Here is a 14,765-nt window from a genome sequence, read left to right on the forward strand (position 1 = left end):
GCGCGACGTCACCGGCGCGTGTCGCCGTCCCAGTTGGCGAAATGTCCCGAACCTGGCCACCGTCTTCATTAACTCGCAGTTCACGAGCCATGCCGAGCCACTGAATCCGGCAGTGTGGGACGCCCGTGCGTCAGAAATGAGACCGTCGGGCCCCGCCGCGCCGGACGTTCGTGCGACCCGCCGCCTGGACGAAAAGCCGTTCGCGAAGGAAGGGCACCTTCACATCGCCCTGCGTAGTGCAAGGGCACCTTGTCAACGGGCGGCACGGGCTGAGCTGCGGTGCCGCAGGTGCTGCCGATGAGGTCCGGTCGGGCGCGGCTCTGCGCGCTAACGTCGGCCGGATGCGTACCGCCGCGCTCCACCGTGCCCTGACCGAACCGGCCGAACCCCACCTGCGCGCGCTGCCCGACGCCGTCGCCGCACTGCTCACCGACCTCGACGCGCCGCCGCGCCTGGGCGCGCACCTGCGCGCGGTGCACGACGTCGCAGCGCGGCTGCTCGGCGCGCTCGCCGAGGCGTACCCCGGGCTGGCCGTCGCCGCCGAGGAGGTGCTGTTCGGCGCGGCCACGCACGACATCGGCAAGGTCGCGTTCCCGTCCGAACTGTCCGGACCCGGCTCCGCCCACGAGCCCGCGGGCTATGAGCTGCTGGTGGCGAGCGGAGTCGAGCCGCGCCTGGCCCGGTTCGCCCGTGACCACGGGTCCGTGGCGTACGCAGGGCTCGGCACCGAGGATCTGCTGGTCGTGCTCGCGGACAAGGTGTGGAAGGGCAAGCGGGTCACCGTGCTGGAAGAGGAGCTCACCGCCCGGCTGTGCGCGGTGAGCGGCGAGCAGCCCTGGGAGGCGTTCCTGCGCCTGGACGACCTGCTGGAGCGGCTGGCCCGCGACGCCGACGCCCGCCTGGCGTTTCAGGCCCGCCACCCCGTCTGACGACTTGCCGAAACGGCAACAGGAGTTGCCGGCTTGCGGGCGGCGGGCGCACGGTGGTCGCGGAGGTGGTCGAGATGACCTTTGAGGCGTACGACGTGGTGGTCGTCGGCGGCGGCGCCGCCGGATTGAACGGCGCGCTGACCCTGGCGCGGGCGCGGCGCTCGGTGCTCGTGGTCGACGGCGGCGAGCCGCGCAACGCCCCGGCCGCGGCGATGCACGCGTTCCTGTCCCGCGACGGGATGCCGCCGGGCGAGCTGCTGAAGATCGGTCGGGAGGAGGTGCGCGGCTACGGCGGCGAGATCGTCACCGGCCACGTGGTCTCGGCGGTACGCGAGGACGGCGGTTTCGCCGTGACCCTCGACGAGGGACGGGTGATACGGGCGCGTCGGCTGCTCGTGGCCACCGGCGTGGTCGACGAGCTGCCGCCGGTCCCCGGTCTGCGGGAACGCTGGGGCCGGGACGTGCTGCAGTGCCCGTACTGCCATGGCTGGGAGGTCCGTGACCAGGCCGTCGCGGTGCTCGGGACCGGCGCGCATGCCGCCCAGCAGGCGCTGCTCTACCGGCAGTGGACCCCGGACGTGACGCTGCTGCGCCATACCGGCCCGGAGCCGACCGAGGCGGAGCTGACCCAGCTGGCCGCCCGGGGCGTGCGGCTGGTCGACGGCGAGGTGGCCGGGCTGGAGGTGGCCGGCGACCGGCTCACCGGGGCGCGGCTGGCCGACGGCACGATCGTGCCGTGCGAGGCGCTGGTGGTGTCCGCGCGTATGACGCCACGCGCCGCGGTGCTGGAGTCGCTGGGAGTCTCACTGACCGAGCACCCGTTCGGCGCGTACGTCGCCGCGGACCCGACCGGCCTGACCGAGGTGCCCGGCGTGTGGGTCGCGGGCAACGTGACCGACCTCGCCGCGCAGGTCATCCACGCGGCGGCCGGCGGCTCGCGCGCGGCGGCTTTCATCAACTTCGACCTGGTCACCGAGGACACCGCGGCGGCGGTGGCCGCAGCCTCGGCTGCCTGACCGCAGCAGCATCCCCGCAGGCAGCGCCCGTCTGATGTTGGGAAGGGCACCTTCCACAACGGATAGCGATGTGAAGGTGCCCTTCCTTTCACTGGGGGCGGTAGCGGAGGGCGTCCATGAGGAGGTCGAGGAGGCGGGCGGACTGCTCCGACTGGGCCGGGTCGGGGGTGGCCAGGGAGATGCCGCCGAGGCCGGCGAGGACGTCTTCGGGGCGGACGTCGGTGCGTACGGAGCCGGCGTCGGCGGCCGCGGTCAGGAGTGTGGTGACGGCTTCGATGAGGCGGTCGCGGCTCTGGGCGAACGGGTTGCCGCCGGAGGCGATGACGGCGCGCAGGGCATCGGCCATGCCCCGCTTGGTGGTCATGTACTCGACGAACAGGTCCATCCAGGCGCGCACGGCCTGGTCCGGCGGCATGGTCTCCAGCAGGGCGGGAGCGGCGTCGCACAGGCGCGCCAGCTCTTTGCGGTAGGCGGCCTCGACCAGCGCCTCGCGGGTGGGGAAGTGCCGGTAGAGGGTGCCGATGCCGACGCCCGCCTGCTTGGCGACGGCGTCCAGTGAGACCTGCGGACCGTCGTGCGCGAACGCCTGCGCGGCGACCTCCAGGAGCCGCTCGCGGTTGCGCTGCGCGTCGGCGCGCAGGGGTCGGTTCACGGCTCCTCCTTCCGGTGGTGACGCCGCTCATTGTGCGCATCGGCGTTCCTGTTGCAAAACGGAGGATGCTCCGGTTAGCGTGGATCGGGTAACGGAGGGTCCTCCGGTTGTTGACTGTACCGGAGAGCCCGACCCGGCATCGCCGATCAGAACGGAAAGATCATGAGCACACGTATCACCACCCCGTTCTCCGCCACCTCCACCGCGGCGGAGGTCGTGCGGGGCGTCGACCTCACCGGCCGGCGGGCCGTGGTCACCGGCGGCGCCTCCGGCATCGGCGTGGAGACCGCCCGCGCCCTGGCCGGAGCGGGCGCGGAGGTGACCCTGGCGGTACGCGACACCGCCGCCGGCGAGCGCACCGCCGCCGACATCACCGCCACCACCGGCAACAAGGAGATCCACGTCGCCCGGCTCGACCTGGCCGACCAGGACTCCGTCGCCACGTTCACCGCGGGCTGGGACGGTCCGCTGCACATCCTCGTCAACAACGCCGGGATCATGGCATCGCCGCTGATGCGCACCCCGCAGGGCTGGGAGATGCAGTTCGCCACCAACCACCTCGGACACTTCGCGCTGGCCCGCGGCCTGCACGGCGCGCTCGCCGCGGCCGGCGGCGCCCGGGTGGTCTCGGTCAGCTCCTCGGCGCACCTGCGCTCGCCCGTGGTGTTCGACGACATCCACTTCACCGAGCGCGAGTACGAGCCCTGGGCGGCGTACGGGCAGTCGAAGACCGCGAATGTGCTGTTCGCCGTCGAGGCGACCCGCCGCTGGGCCGCCGACGGCATCACCGTCAACGCGCTGATGCCCGGCGCGATCCAGACCAACCTGCAGCGGTATGTCTCCGAGGAGGAGCTGAACCGGCTGCGGGCGCAGATGGGCGGCGGCGACTTCCAGTGGAAGACCACCGAGCAGGGCGCGGCCACCTCGGTCCTGCTGGCGGCCTCGCCGCTGCTGGACGGGGTCGGCGGGCGCTACTTCGAGGACTGCGCCGAGGCCGAGCCGACCGTCGCGGGCAGCCGGCGCGGTGTGGCGGCGTACGCGCTGGACCCGGCCGCGGCGCGGCAGCTGTGGGAGGTCACCGAGCAGACCCTGGCGGCGTGAACCAGGGCGGCCCGTCCCGCTCCCGGGCGGGGCGGGCCGCGATCAAGGAGCGGTAGCCGCGATGCGCGGCGAGACCGACTTCACCGCGGCACCCGTTTGACACAGGTCGCTCGGACTGCCGGTGCCGTTGCGGGGGCCGCGGGCCGTGCGGGTCACTGGGCCAGGAAGTCGGTGAGCGCGGTGGTGAAAGCCTGGGGGGCGTCGCGGCGTACGCTGTGGCCGGCACCCGTGACCCGCAGCGCGTCGAAGTCACCGGCGGCGGCGTCCGCGCAGTCCTCGGCATCGGACTCCGACAGCAGGCCGCCGCGGGCGACCTCGCCGTAGAGCAGCAGCGTCGGGCAGGCCACCCCGGCCAGCGACTGCAGCAGCGACGGGCCCGGCTCGTACGGCAGGTCGTAGAAGCGTGCGTCGAACTCGCCCTTGCTGACCGCCCACGGCTCGTACTCGGCGTCGGGCCAGCCAGGGTTGTCGGCGCGGCCCTTGGCGATCCGCGCGTCCAGGTCGAGCGCCTGCAGCTCGGACAGCCAGGACGGCATGCCGTCGGCGGCCAGGGTGTGGTGCGGGCCGGGCGGGTCCTCCAGCACCAGCGCCCGGACCAGGTCCGGCCGGGCGGCGGCCAGGGCGGCGGCGGCCAGCGCGCCCATCGAGTGCCCGATCACGACGACCGGCGGCAGCTTCAGCGCGTCGAGCACCAGCGCCGCGTCCGCGGCGTTCGCCGCGGTGCCGGTGGGCTCGTCGGGCAGCTCGGACGAGCCGTGGCCGCGCGCGTCGAGGGTGATCGCGCCGGTGTGCGCGGTCAGGGCCGGCAGCACCGGGTCCCAGCACGCGCCCGAGTCGGAGAAGCCGTGCAGGAGCAGCAGACCCGGCTCGCCGCCGTGGCGCTCCCAGGCGAGGTGAGCGGTGCGCACCGGGGACCTCCCAAGAAGATGATCTGGCCGACCATACACCGGAAGATCGTCGACAGTGGCGCAGCGCGCGGAAGGCTGGGCCGACGTGCGGCGGAGCGGTGGCTCCGCCGCACGTCACCGATGACTACGAGGCGGTGCAGGAGAACGTGGTCGGCAGGGCGGTGTTGCCGTTGGGACGGCTCGCCTGGAAGCCCCACGAGGCGGTCTGCCCCGGCGCGAGCGCGCCGTTCCAGTTCTGGTTGGTCTGGGTCACGTTCTGGCCGCTGACCACGGCCGCCTGCGGCCAGGAGCCGGTGTGCGCGTGGCCGGACGGCAGCGTGGCCGTGGACGACCAGCCGTTGATCGAGGTCGACCCGGTGTTGGTGACCGTCACCTGCATGACGTAGCCGTTGTTCCACTGGCTCTGCACCGACGCGGTGGTGGTGCAGCCGGATCCGCCGCCGCCACCGGTGGTGGTGACGTTGACGACGCCGGAATAGCCGGAGGTGCCCGCCGAGTTCGACGCCCGCACGCGGTACCGGTACGTGGTGTTCGCGGCGAGCCCGGAGTCGGTGAACGACGTCGAACTGGTCGTGCCGATCTGGCTGAAGCTGGTGCTGCTCGCGCCGGTCGCCCGCTCCACGAGGTAGCCGCTGACCGTGCCCGACGACGCCGACCAGCTCAGGGACGCGCCGCTCGACGTCACACCGGACGCGGTCGGGGTGCCCGGCGTGCCCGGGACCTGCGTGCCGCCACCGGTGGTGGTGACGTTGACGACGCCGGAGTAGCCGGACGTGCCCGCCGAGTTGCTGGCCCGCACGCGGTACCGGTAGGTGGTGTTGGCGGCCAGGCCCGAGTCCGTGAACGACGGGGAGGACGACGTGCCGATCTGGCTGAAGCTGGTGCTGCTCGCGCCGGTGGCCCGCTCGATCAGGTAGCTGCTCACCGTGCCCGACGAGGCCGACCAGCTCAGGGACGCGCTGCTGGAGCCCACGTTCGACGCGGTCGGGGTGCCGGGAGTGCCGGGCGGCTGAGTGCCGCCGCCGGTGGTGACCCCCGCCGAGAACGAGTTCACGGTCAGGCCGACGCCGCCGATCCACGGCTCGAATCCGGCCTGGACGCTGGTCAGGTACCAGCTGCTGTTGCCGTACTGCGAGCCGCGGGTGAACGTGTCGCGGACGAAGTCCATCACGTCGAAGCTCAGCGAGTTGATGATCGACCCGGTGAACAGGTACGACACGACGTTGTTGGCGCCGTTGCTGCCGGTCCAGACGGCCCAGCTGCGTCCGGCGATGCTCGCGGTGCCGGTCTGGGAACCGATGGGCTGGATGCTGCCCTGCCGGTTGAACCAGATCATGATCTCGGTGTCCTGGACGCCGGAGACGTTGGTGTCGGCGTTGAGCCAGATGTCGTACGAGGCGTTGTAGGTGCCGCTGCCGGGGTACGAGTAGCTGATGCTGCTGTTGGCGGTGCCGATGGTGCTGAGCTGCTTGGGCAGCGGGGAGCTGGGGCTGCAGTTGGAGTAGTGGCAGCCCAGGAAGATGGACGGGTAGGACACCGGCGCACCCGAGGTGCTGCCGACGCCGTCCTGCTGGGTGATGCTGAACCCGTTGCTGGTGGTGTTGATGCACTGGGTGGCGCTGGTGCCCCACCGGTTGTTCTGGATCACGTAGCTGCCGGCGACCACGGTGCCGTACTGCTCGCAGATGGTGGCGGCCTGGGCGGGCTGCGCCGCGAGAAGGCTCACGGCGGTGGCGGCGACGGTCAGCGCGATGGCCGAGGCGATCGTCGTCAGGCGATGCTTTCTGCTCGTCGTGGCGTGCATGTCACTCCTTGGGCAGGGGAGGAGAGATCGGGATGTGCCAGGACTGGGAGCGCTTCCATCGGACACCATAGGCCATCGTCGAACTGCCTGTAAACAAAACCATTGACGGTAATCAGTTTCATGGAAGTTACACGCGCGCCAAGGTTTCGTTACCTTTCGGACCGCTGCGGTTCGCCCGTGCACCGGATGGGAGGATGCGGGTTCGAGTCTGGGGAGGGGTACGACGGTGGGAGATCTGCAGCGGCTGCGCGAGGTCGCGGCACAGGTGTACGGCTGGACGGCGCTGCGCCCGGCGCAGGAGGAGGCGATGGCCCACGTGACCGCGGGCCGCGACACGATCGTGGTGTCGCCGACCGGCTCCGGCAAGTCCGCCATCTACCAGGTCCCGGCGCTGGTCGTCGGCGGCCCGACGATCGTGGTGTCGCCACTCATCGCGCTGCAGCGCGACCAGGTCAAGAACCTCGTCGACCGGGGCGCGCCGGACGCGCACGTGGTCAACTCCGCGCGCAGCGCCCGCGACAACGCGGCCGCGTTCGACGCGATCCAGGCCGGTGACGCCGAGTTCCTGTTCCTCGCGCCCGAGCAGCTCGCCAAGGACGAGGTCGTGCAGCAGCTGCTGGAGGCCAAGCCGTCGCTGTTCGTGGTGGACGAGGCCCACTGCGTCTCCTCCTGGGGCCACGACTTCCGGCCCGACTACCTGCGCCTCGGCGAGGTCATCGAGCGGCTGGGCCACCCGACCGTGCTGGCGCTGACCGCCACCGCCTCGCCGCCGGTGCGCGCCGACATCGTCGAGCGGCTGCGCATGCGCGACGCGGTGCAGCTGGTCAAGGGCTTCGACCGGCCGAACATTCGGCTGGAGGTGTCCCGCGAGATCACCGAGCGGGAGAAGCGCCGCGAGATCATCGAGCGCATCATCGCGCTGGACCCGCCGGGCCTGCTCTACGTGCAGACCCGCGGCGAGACCGAGGAGTACGCCGAAGCGCTGCGCGAGGCCGGTGAGGAGGCGTACGCGTACCACGCGGGTCTGAGTTCCGCGGAGCGCTCGGCGGTGCACGACGCGTTCCTCGCCTCCGACCGGGTCGTGGTCGTCGCGACGTCGGCGTTCGGGATGGGCATCGACAAGCCGAACGTGCGCTTCGTGGTGCACGCCGCACCGGCCGAGTCGCTGGACTCCTACTACCAGCAGATCGGTCGCGCCGGCCGCGACTCCGACCCGGCCACCGCCGTGCTCTACTTCCGGCCCGAGGACCTGCGCCTGCCGCGCTTCTTCTCCTCCGGCACCGTCGACGAGGAACTGCTCACCCGGGTCGGCGCGGGCGTGCTCGCGGCCGACGGCCCGGTGCGCCTCGACGACCTGGTGGAGGAGCTCGACGTCACCCGCGCCCGGGTCACCCGCTCGATCAACCTGCTGCAGGAGGCCGGGGCCGTGCTCACCACCGGCGAGGGCGTGCGGTGGACCGGCGGCGAGCTGGCCGACGCGGTCGCCGCCGCCGCGGTCGAGGCGGCGCAGATGCGCACCATCGAGCTGACCCGGGTCGAGATGATGCGGGGGTACGCCGAGACCGACGACTGCCGCCGCCAGTTCCTGCTCGGCTACTTCGGCGAGGACCTGGTCGAGACCTGCGGCAACTGCGACACGTGCGCCGCGGGCACCGCCGACGCGCAGTCCGACGTGGACACCGGCTTCCCGGTGCAGTCGCGGGTCACCCACGAGCAGTGGGGTCCGGGCGTGGTCATGCGCGAGGAGAACGACCGGATCACGGTGCTGTTCGACGAGGTCGGCTACCGCACCCTGTCGCTGAAGGCCGTCCGCGCCCGCAACCTGCTCACCCCGGCCTGACCCCGACGCCCGCCCGGGCTCTACGGCATCGACCGATGTCGTAGAGCCCGGTTATGGTGGCGGCGATGCTGTTCCACGGAGTGTTCAACTCGGCCCTGACGCTCGGCTACGCCGTGGTCCTGGGCCAGTCGCTGCGCATGCTGGTGCAGTACCAGATCTGGGCTGCACCGCTGGCGGCAACCGGAGCGGCGGCCCAGCACCGTGTTTTTGGGTGAGGTGTTCGAGATTCCGGTGGCCCACGCCCGCGCCTGGCTTGGCCTGGTCATCGTGGTGTTCGGCTTTGCCGTGTACGTGTGCCTGCCCGGCTAGCCCGATCCCGGGGCCGACGTCTTCGTCAAGGGCATGGGGCTGCTCGGTCTCGCCGCCAGTCTCCTGCTCCTCGACGACGGCTGGCGGATGCCACGACAGGAACTGCGCCTGATCCGACAGGTGCGCGGCCTGGTCCGCTTCACCCGTGCCCGGCTCGAATCGCACAGCGTCAGGGAACGCCTGACCCACCCGCGCGATGGCGAACCGGCCGACGCGTTGGAGGAGCTGCGCGAGCTGCTGGCGCTGCTCGACGCGCAGCCGTGGGAGCGGGCGGCCGATCCGCGGTCCTGGCGGGTCGTCGCGCTGCTGCTGCCCGCCGTCGAGGAATCGGGGAAGTTCACGATCCGCAAGACCTCCTGGGTCGTGTCCTGACAGACCACCGGTGACACCGGCGCCCGGTGCCGGTGGCCGTGGGACGCCCGGCCGCGGTGGAACCGCACCACCGCGGCCGGGCGTCATCGGCGCGGCCGGCGAGCCTCGGGGCAGGGGCCCGCCGGCCGCGGGCTCAGCTCGCGCAGATCGCGAACGCCCGCACCTTCCAGTTGCCGCTGAAGCCGTTGTCGTCCTCGGTCGCGCTCGCCGTCACCGAGGTGCTCGACACGGCGTGCACGGCGGTCAGCCGCACCTGGCCCTCGCCGCCCAGGATCTCCGCGCCGACCCCGTGCACCTTGCGCCCCGCGGAGCAGGTGACCGTCACCGACTGCGTGCCGCTGGAGCTGTACGCGCTGTCGTCGAGCAGCCGCTCGTAGCCGGCCGGCTGGTCCGCGCAGATCGCCCGCGCCTGCACCTGCCAGTCGCCGGCGAAGCCGGTGCCGTCCTCCGCGCCGGTCACCGTGACGCTGCCGGTGTCGATCCGCAGGTCCTCCAGGATCAGCTCGCTGACCGACGCGCCGCTGACCGCGCCGCCCACGCCGAGGGCGACCTTGCCGAGCGGGCAGCTGACCAGGTGCGACTTGCTGGACGGCGACGACCAGGCGGAGCTGCCCGCGATCACCTGGTAGCCGGCCGGAGCGGGGGCGCACAGTACGGTGGTGGACAGCGACCAGCGCAGCCCGGTGCCGCTCTCGTCCTCGCGCCCGGTCACCGACCAGGTGGTGTTCTCGGACACGGGCAGCATGAAGTCCATGCCGATGTGGCCGGTCGCGCCGGACACCGCACCGCCGCCGCCGAGCGCGACGGTGCCCGCGGGGCAGGTCTTGTTCTGCGTCTTGGCGAGGCTGTCGCTCGGTCCGGTGGCGGTCTGGCGGGTCAGCGCGGTGACCGCCGCGGCGGGTGCGGCCAGGGCGAGCTGGCTCACCGCGAGGGCGCTCAGCGCCAGACCGGCGGCCAGCGCCGCGCGGGTCAGCCGGTGGTGGGTCGCTCGTGCCTGCATCGAAGTCTCCTGTTTCGGTCGGGAGCCTTCACCGTAGGAACGCGAGCAGGATTCGTTTGTGGACTTATCCACACAACGACGGTGGCGACGGTTACAGCGACGGGTTTCTGACCTGCGGAAAGTCGCGGATCTGACGGACGGGCGGCGACGGTTCGGCCGATGCCGAGCCGCCCTCGACCGGTGGTTGCCATCCACCGGTCGAGGGTTCGTCGCGGGGCACCCCGCGTACGGCCTGTCGACCGTACGCGGTCGCGCCGCTGTCGGTCACTTCTGCGCGGCGACCAGCTGCAATCCGTGGCCGCCGGGGCCCGTGAGGGTCAGCCGATCCGCGGTGACCTCCCAGGCCACGTCGCCCTTGAGCGTCTCCAGCACGGCCCGTTCGAGCCGGTTGACGTCGTCGGCGCAGCCCATCCTCGTGGTGAAGACGTCGCTGAACGCGATGGTCTTCTCGGCGAGCACGGCGGTGCCGCCGAGGGTGTTGCAGCCGGTGTGGCCCTGCACCTTGCCGTCGGCGAACTCCAGGTAGGCCTTCGCGCCGTTCGGGACGGAACTGGCGCTCTGCCCGTCGAGCAGGGTGTCGACCTGCCAGCGCACGCCGGTCAGCGGCCGGTCCGGCTCGGCGGACTCCTGGTCCAGCAAGGTGACCTCCATGGTGTCGGTGCGCAGGGTCAGCTTGTCGCCGGCCAGCTCCCAGCGCGGCCCGGCCTGGAGGAAGCCGGAGACCAGCTCGTCCTGCTCGTGCAGTTTCGGGTCGCAGCCCATGTCGGTCATGCTCACGTCGCCGGTCATCCGCAGGCGGCCACCGGACAGGTCGGCGTCGCCGCCCATGCTGTTGCAGCCGGCGGTGGCCCCGACATGGCCCTCGCCGTCCAGTGTGAGCCGGATGCGGGTGCCCTTGAACAGCTCGTAGGGTTTGCCGTCCTTGACGACGGCGGTGGACAGGAAGGTCCGCCCGGCCAGGACGGCGCCGTCGTCGGGCGGGCCGTCCGCGCCGGCGTCGAGGGGCTGCGCGCACGCGGCGAGCAGCAGAACAGTCAGCAGCGGCACTACGCGCACGGTTTTCACGTTACCTTCGACCGCCGTGGGGCCCGCCGGGTTCCGTCGCGGGCCGGGACGCCTGGAAGGTGTCACTTCCGGGCGTCCCGGGTGCCGGGGGTCCAGCGGCTCGCCGACCGGGATCAGCAGAACTCCCTCTGTGCCCGCAGCGCCACCGCCGGCGCGTCCGCGCCGAGGTCGAGACCGCAGCGGACGGCCCCGATGTCGGGTCTGCTCCACGAGGTGACGGCCCCGGAGAGGCTCCGCCCGTCGGCACACGTCACCGTGACGGTGTGCGACTGGCGCATGACGGCGGCGTAGCCGATGAGCGTTCCGGCTTTGCTTTCGATGCCGCTCAGGAACGCGTCCACGCTGGGCAGTCCCTGGTGCGGTGCGGCGGCGACTTCGTCGCCGTGCTGCAGGGCGAGCGCTTCGAGCACCGCCTGGGTGTCCGCCCCGGGTCCGGTCCACGAGACGGTGGGGACGACCGGCTGGTCGATCAGCACGGTGTTCTCGTACTCCGCCGTGTCGGCGACCTTGATCCGGCGTACGGCGGTGAGCACCTGCTCGGCGGGCGCGGTGCCCGTCGTGAGGGTCACCCGATCGAGCCGGCACGCGGCTTGCGGGGACGCCGCCGCGGAGCTGGCCGGCGGGGTCGGGGAGTCGGTTGCCGTGCAGGCGGTCATGGCGGCGAGGGCGGCCACGGCCACGGCGATCATCGTTGTCTTCATGGGTGGGGCTCCTGAGCACGGCCGGGCGGCGGAGGACCGCCGCCCGGCGGAACGGTTGTTACCAGGTGCCGTCGCAGAGGCGGGCCTTGGCGACGGAGGCCATCGAGCCGGACGGAGCCGACAGGTCACAGCGCTGCACGCCGGTCTCCGGCACCTCGTTCCACGACTTGACGGCGCCCTCGCCCTTGGTCTGCATGGTGCCGCTGGTCGTGCAGTAGTACTTGCCCCAATTGGCGGAGACCGTCAGGTAGCCGCGGTAGGCGACGAGGTACTTGCCGTGCGGCAGCGTGGCGGTGATGCCCACGTCGGTGCCGGACGTCGAGGCGTACTCGCCGGCGACGGTGACGCTCGCCGAGGCCTCCAGCTTGGCGAAGATCGTGCCCGCCTCGGCCTTCACCCCGGCGGTGACGCTGATCGACGCGGTGATGGTCGAGTGGTGCTTGGCCACGAAACTCGTGGTCACGTTCGAGCCGCTGCCGTTGTAGTAGCGCTCGCCGTGGGTCAGTTCCTTGGGCTTGGAGACGTTGGTCATCGTGTACCACGTTTCGCCCAGGTTGTCGCACAGCAGGGCCATCGGGGTGACGTCCTCGGCAGCCGCCGGGGCGGCGGTAATGGCCGAAGCGCCGAAGGCGAGGGCGACGGCGAGGAGTACCTTGGAAAGGGTTCTCACTTCGATCCTCCAGATCGCGTTGGGGAACAGGGCGGCTGCGGTGTTGGCCCACCGCAGCCGCATTTTTCGCAGGTCAACCGTTCTTCGGTTGCCGTGCCGGGGATCGTAGGGCCAACCGCCGGGCTTTTTCGGCCCTGCCGCCGGCCGTCGCGGGGTCACGGGCAGTGATCGTCACCGATCGTGTCCGGCCATTCAAAATGCCTGATAGCCGTGGCTTTCACGGAGGCATGAATCGGACAGCGTCGCGGGCTGGGACTACTTCGAGTGAGAGATCACAGATTGGTAACTGTGATCCGTGCGCCGTCGCGACGGCGGTCGGCCCGCAGTCGCGTGGAGACGCGGCTGCGGGCCGACCGGTGTGACGTGGTGAGCGACTTCGGTTCAGGTCAGGCGCGGCAGGGGCTGCCCGCGGGGTGGGTGGACGTGCCGGCGACCCCGGCCTTGGCCTCGCCGATGACGAGGTCGGTGAGCAGGGTGTCCAGGACCAGCGCCTGCTGGGTCACGCCGGTGGCGGTGGTCGTGGTGCTGTTGAGCTTCAGGCTGCCGACCACCAGTGGGATGGTGAGCGGGCCGCTGCCGACCGTCACCGTCGCGCCGTTGACCTTCAGGTTGGTGATGGTGGACGAGCCGCTGAACTGCGGGACGAGCCCGCCGGGGCCGGTCGCGCAGGTGGCTGAGGCGGTCGTGTTGATGTAGCCGACCTCGATGGTGACCAGGCCCGCGACGGTGATCTTCGTGGAGCCCGCGGCCGATGTGGACACGGCCTTGTCACCGGCGGCGGGTGTGGTGCTCAGGTTGTTCGGGGTCAGGTCGGTGTTCGCGGACAGGCCGGTCGTCTTGACGGTGACCAGGCCGGCGTTGAAGGTGTTGTCGGGGCCGGCCGCGGTGGCGTCCACGCACGGCGAGTTGGCCGGGTTGGCCTGGGCGGCGAGCTGGCCGGCCAGGTTCAGGGCGGTCGCCGAGCAGGTGAAGACGCCGTCGCGGTCGTTGTCCACGATCGTCGCCTCACCGGACGGGTCGGTCAGGCCCGCGCCGCTGGGTGAGCTGAGGCCCAGCTTGAAGGTCTCGTTCAGCTCGTCGACGGCGTCGTCGGCGATCGGCACGGTGACCGTCTTGAGGGTCTCGTTCGGGGAGAAGTTGAGCACGCCGCTCTTGGCGGTGAAGTCGGCCGCCCCGGCGCTGCCGGCCGTGGTCGCGTAGCTGACGCTCACCGGGAACGGGGCGGGCACGGACAGGGTGACGGTGAAGTCGACCGTGCCCGCGCCCTCGTTGACCTGCACGTCGTACACACTGAGGCCCGGCACGTGCACGGTCAGGGTCTGCACGTAGCCGCGGCTGGTTCCGTCGATGAGGAAGTCGACCTCGCAGTGGTACGTGCCGGGGGCCGCACCGCCGTCCACCTCGACGGTCTCACTGAACGCCGCGTCGTCGCCGCTGGTGACGGTCCGCGACGCAGGGGACAGCGCCAGTGACAGCGCGCCGTCGCAGTCCACGCTGTGGGTGACGGTCACCTCGATGGCCTGGATGCCCGCCAGGATCGCGTCGGCGACCTGGTCGGCGGGCACGTTGTCCAGGAACACGCCGCCGGTGGCGTCGGTGACGGCCTGGATCTGGCCGTTCTGGTTGAGGCCGCCCGCGCCGACGTTGACCGCGACCACCCGTACGTGGGCGGCCTGGAGTGCGGCGATGACCTGGGCGCGGGTGTGGCCGAGGCTCGGTTCGTGCGACGGCGCGTCGCCGAAGATGACGACGATGCGGGTGCCGTCGGGGCGGAACGCGACCGCGCCGGTGGCGAGTTCGTACAGGGCGTTGAGGCCGTCCTCGGGCAGGTCCCCGCCGCCGCCGATGCTCCACGCGTTGATGCCCGCCTGGGCCAGGGCCTGGTCGGCGGTGAGCCCCTGGTTCACGGCGAACGGCGGGGTGTCGTCGACGTCCTTGTAGTTGGCGGCGGCGAACTGCGCGCCGGGCTGCGCGCCGCTGACGGCGGCGAGGATGTCGGCGGCATTGGTCTTCACGTTGTTGATGGCGCTGAACATGCTGCCGGTGGTGTCGGCGAGGAACACGATGTCGGGCTTCGGCGGCACCGTGGGGGTGTGCACCACCTTGCTGATCGTGGCGGTGCCGCCGGGCGGCAGGGTGCGGGTGACGGCGGACGGCTCGACGCCGGGTTCGGCGGCGTGCGCCGGCGGCGTCGGCTGGGAGAGCAGACCCCACGCCGCCAGGGCGGCCACCGCCAGAGCGTTCACGCCCCACCGGTGGGTAGCCTTCCGCCTGTGCAGGTGCAACATCTGGCACATCCTTTCGGGCAGCCTGCCGCCTCCGGCGGTTGCCGGAGCGGGCGGCTGCTGGGTGTGCCTAGAGTCAAAGCCATGAATCTCCACCCCATCAACGCTTGACT

The 14,765-nt window shown here is 71.7% G+C and carries 14 protein-coding genes; 6 read left to right on the forward strand and 8 right to left on the reverse strand.

What is annotated here, in order from left to right; genetic code table 11:
- Nucleotides 1–341: 341 nt before the first annotated feature.
- Nucleotides 342–929, forward strand: a complete 588-nt coding sequence (locus AB0B35_RS08185; protein ID WP_361042304.1) for an HD domain-containing protein — start codon at nt 342–344, stop codon at nt 927–929.
- A gap of 74 nt (nt 930–1,003) precedes the next feature.
- The gene (locus tag AB0B35_RS08190) at nt 1,004–1,945 is read left to right on the forward strand and encodes an NAD(P)/FAD-dependent oxidoreductase (RefSeq protein WP_361042306.1); all 942 of its coding nucleotides are present in this window, start codon (nt 1,004–1,006) and stop codon (nt 1,943–1,945) included.
- An 88-nt stretch (nt 1,946–2,033) separates the two neighbouring features.
- Here the strand turns inward: AB0B35_RS08190 and AB0B35_RS08195 are convergent, their stop codons facing one another.
- Nucleotides 2,034–2,597 carry a TetR/AcrR family transcriptional regulator gene (locus tag AB0B35_RS08195; RefSeq protein ID WP_361042308.1) on the reverse strand — a complete coding sequence of 188 codons (564 nt, stop codon included), beginning with the start codon at nt 2,595–2,597 and terminating at the stop codon, nt 2,034–2,036.
- Nucleotides 2,598–2,759: 162 nt separating this feature from the next.
- Between AB0B35_RS08195 and AB0B35_RS08200 the strand changes: the two genes are divergently transcribed.
- Nucleotides 2,760–3,698, forward strand: a complete 939-nt coding sequence (locus AB0B35_RS08200) for an SDR family NAD(P)-dependent oxidoreductase (RefSeq protein ID WP_361042311.1) — start codon at nt 2,760–2,762, stop codon at nt 3,696–3,698.
- Between the two features lie 152 nt (nt 3,699–3,850).
- Here the strand turns inward: AB0B35_RS08200 and AB0B35_RS08205 are convergent, their stop codons facing one another.
- Both AB0B35_RS08205 and AB0B35_RS08210 read right to left on the reverse strand, forming a co-directional pair.
- Nucleotides 3,851–4,606: an alpha/beta hydrolase gene (locus AB0B35_RS08205; RefSeq protein ID WP_361042313.1), complete on the reverse strand. Its 756-nt coding sequence runs from the start codon at nt 4,604–4,606 to the stop codon at nt 3,851–3,853.
- 124 nt (nt 4,607–4,730) lie between these two features.
- A complete protein-coding gene (locus AB0B35_RS08210) occupies nt 4,731–6,410 on the reverse strand; it encodes a fibronectin type III domain-containing protein (RefSeq protein ID WP_361042317.1) in 1,680 nt (559 codons plus the stop codon).
- A 226-nt stretch (nt 6,411–6,636) separates the two neighbouring features.
- Here AB0B35_RS08210 and AB0B35_RS08215 point away from each other — a divergent pair, with 226 nt between their 5' ends.
- The 3 genes from AB0B35_RS08215 to AB0B35_RS08225 all read left to right on the forward strand — a co-directional run bounded on the left by AB0B35_RS08215 (nt 6,637) and on the right by AB0B35_RS08225 (nt 8,931).
- Entirely contained in the window at nt 6,637–8,250 is a 1,614-nt protein-coding gene (locus AB0B35_RS08215; protein ID WP_361042320.1) for a RecQ family ATP-dependent DNA helicase, read from the forward strand.
- Nucleotides 8,251–8,315: 65 nt separating this feature from the next.
- Nucleotides 8,316–8,465, forward strand: a complete 150-nt coding sequence (locus tag AB0B35_RS08220; RefSeq protein WP_361042323.1) for a hypothetical protein — start codon at nt 8,316–8,318, stop codon at nt 8,463–8,465.
- A gap of 127 nt (nt 8,466–8,592) precedes the next feature.
- Nucleotides 8,593–8,931, forward strand: a complete 339-nt coding sequence (locus AB0B35_RS08225; RefSeq protein ID WP_361042326.1) for a hypothetical protein — start codon at nt 8,593–8,595, stop codon at nt 8,929–8,931.
- Between the two features lie 133 nt (nt 8,932–9,064).
- On the opposite strand, the gene AB0B35_RS08230 is transcribed toward AB0B35_RS08225, so the two are convergent.
- The 5 genes from AB0B35_RS08230 to AB0B35_RS08250 all read right to left on the reverse strand — a co-directional run bounded on the left by AB0B35_RS08230 (nt 9,065) and on the right by AB0B35_RS08250 (nt 14,613).
- A complete protein-coding gene (locus AB0B35_RS08230; RefSeq protein WP_361042328.1) occupies nt 9,065–9,931 on the reverse strand; it encodes a hypothetical protein in 867 nt (288 codons plus the stop codon).
- Nucleotides 9,932–10,195: 264 nt separating this feature from the next.
- Nucleotides 10,196–10,987: an META domain-containing protein gene (locus AB0B35_RS08235; RefSeq protein ID WP_361042330.1), complete on the reverse strand. Its 792-nt coding sequence runs from the start codon at nt 10,985–10,987 to the stop codon at nt 10,196–10,198.
- A 122-nt stretch (nt 10,988–11,109) separates the two neighbouring features.
- A complete protein-coding gene (locus AB0B35_RS08240; RefSeq protein WP_361042333.1) occupies nt 11,110–11,697 on the reverse strand; it encodes a hypothetical protein in 588 nt (195 codons plus the stop codon).
- Nucleotides 11,698–11,755: 58 nt separating this feature from the next.
- A complete protein-coding gene (locus AB0B35_RS08245; RefSeq protein ID WP_361042336.1) occupies nt 11,756–12,367 on the reverse strand; it encodes a hypothetical protein in 612 nt (203 codons plus the stop codon).
- A gap of 386 nt (nt 12,368–12,753) precedes the next feature.
- A complete protein-coding gene (locus AB0B35_RS08250; RefSeq protein ID WP_361042338.1) occupies nt 12,754–14,613 on the reverse strand; it encodes a Calx-beta domain-containing protein in 1,860 nt (619 codons plus the stop codon).
- Nucleotides 14,614–14,765 lie beyond the last annotated feature (152 nt).

The sequence above is a fragment of the Catellatospora sp. NPDC049133 genome, from assembly GCF_040648455.1.
Lineage (GTDB): Bacteria > Actinomycetota > Actinomycetes > Mycobacteriales > Micromonosporaceae > Catellatospora > Catellatospora aurea.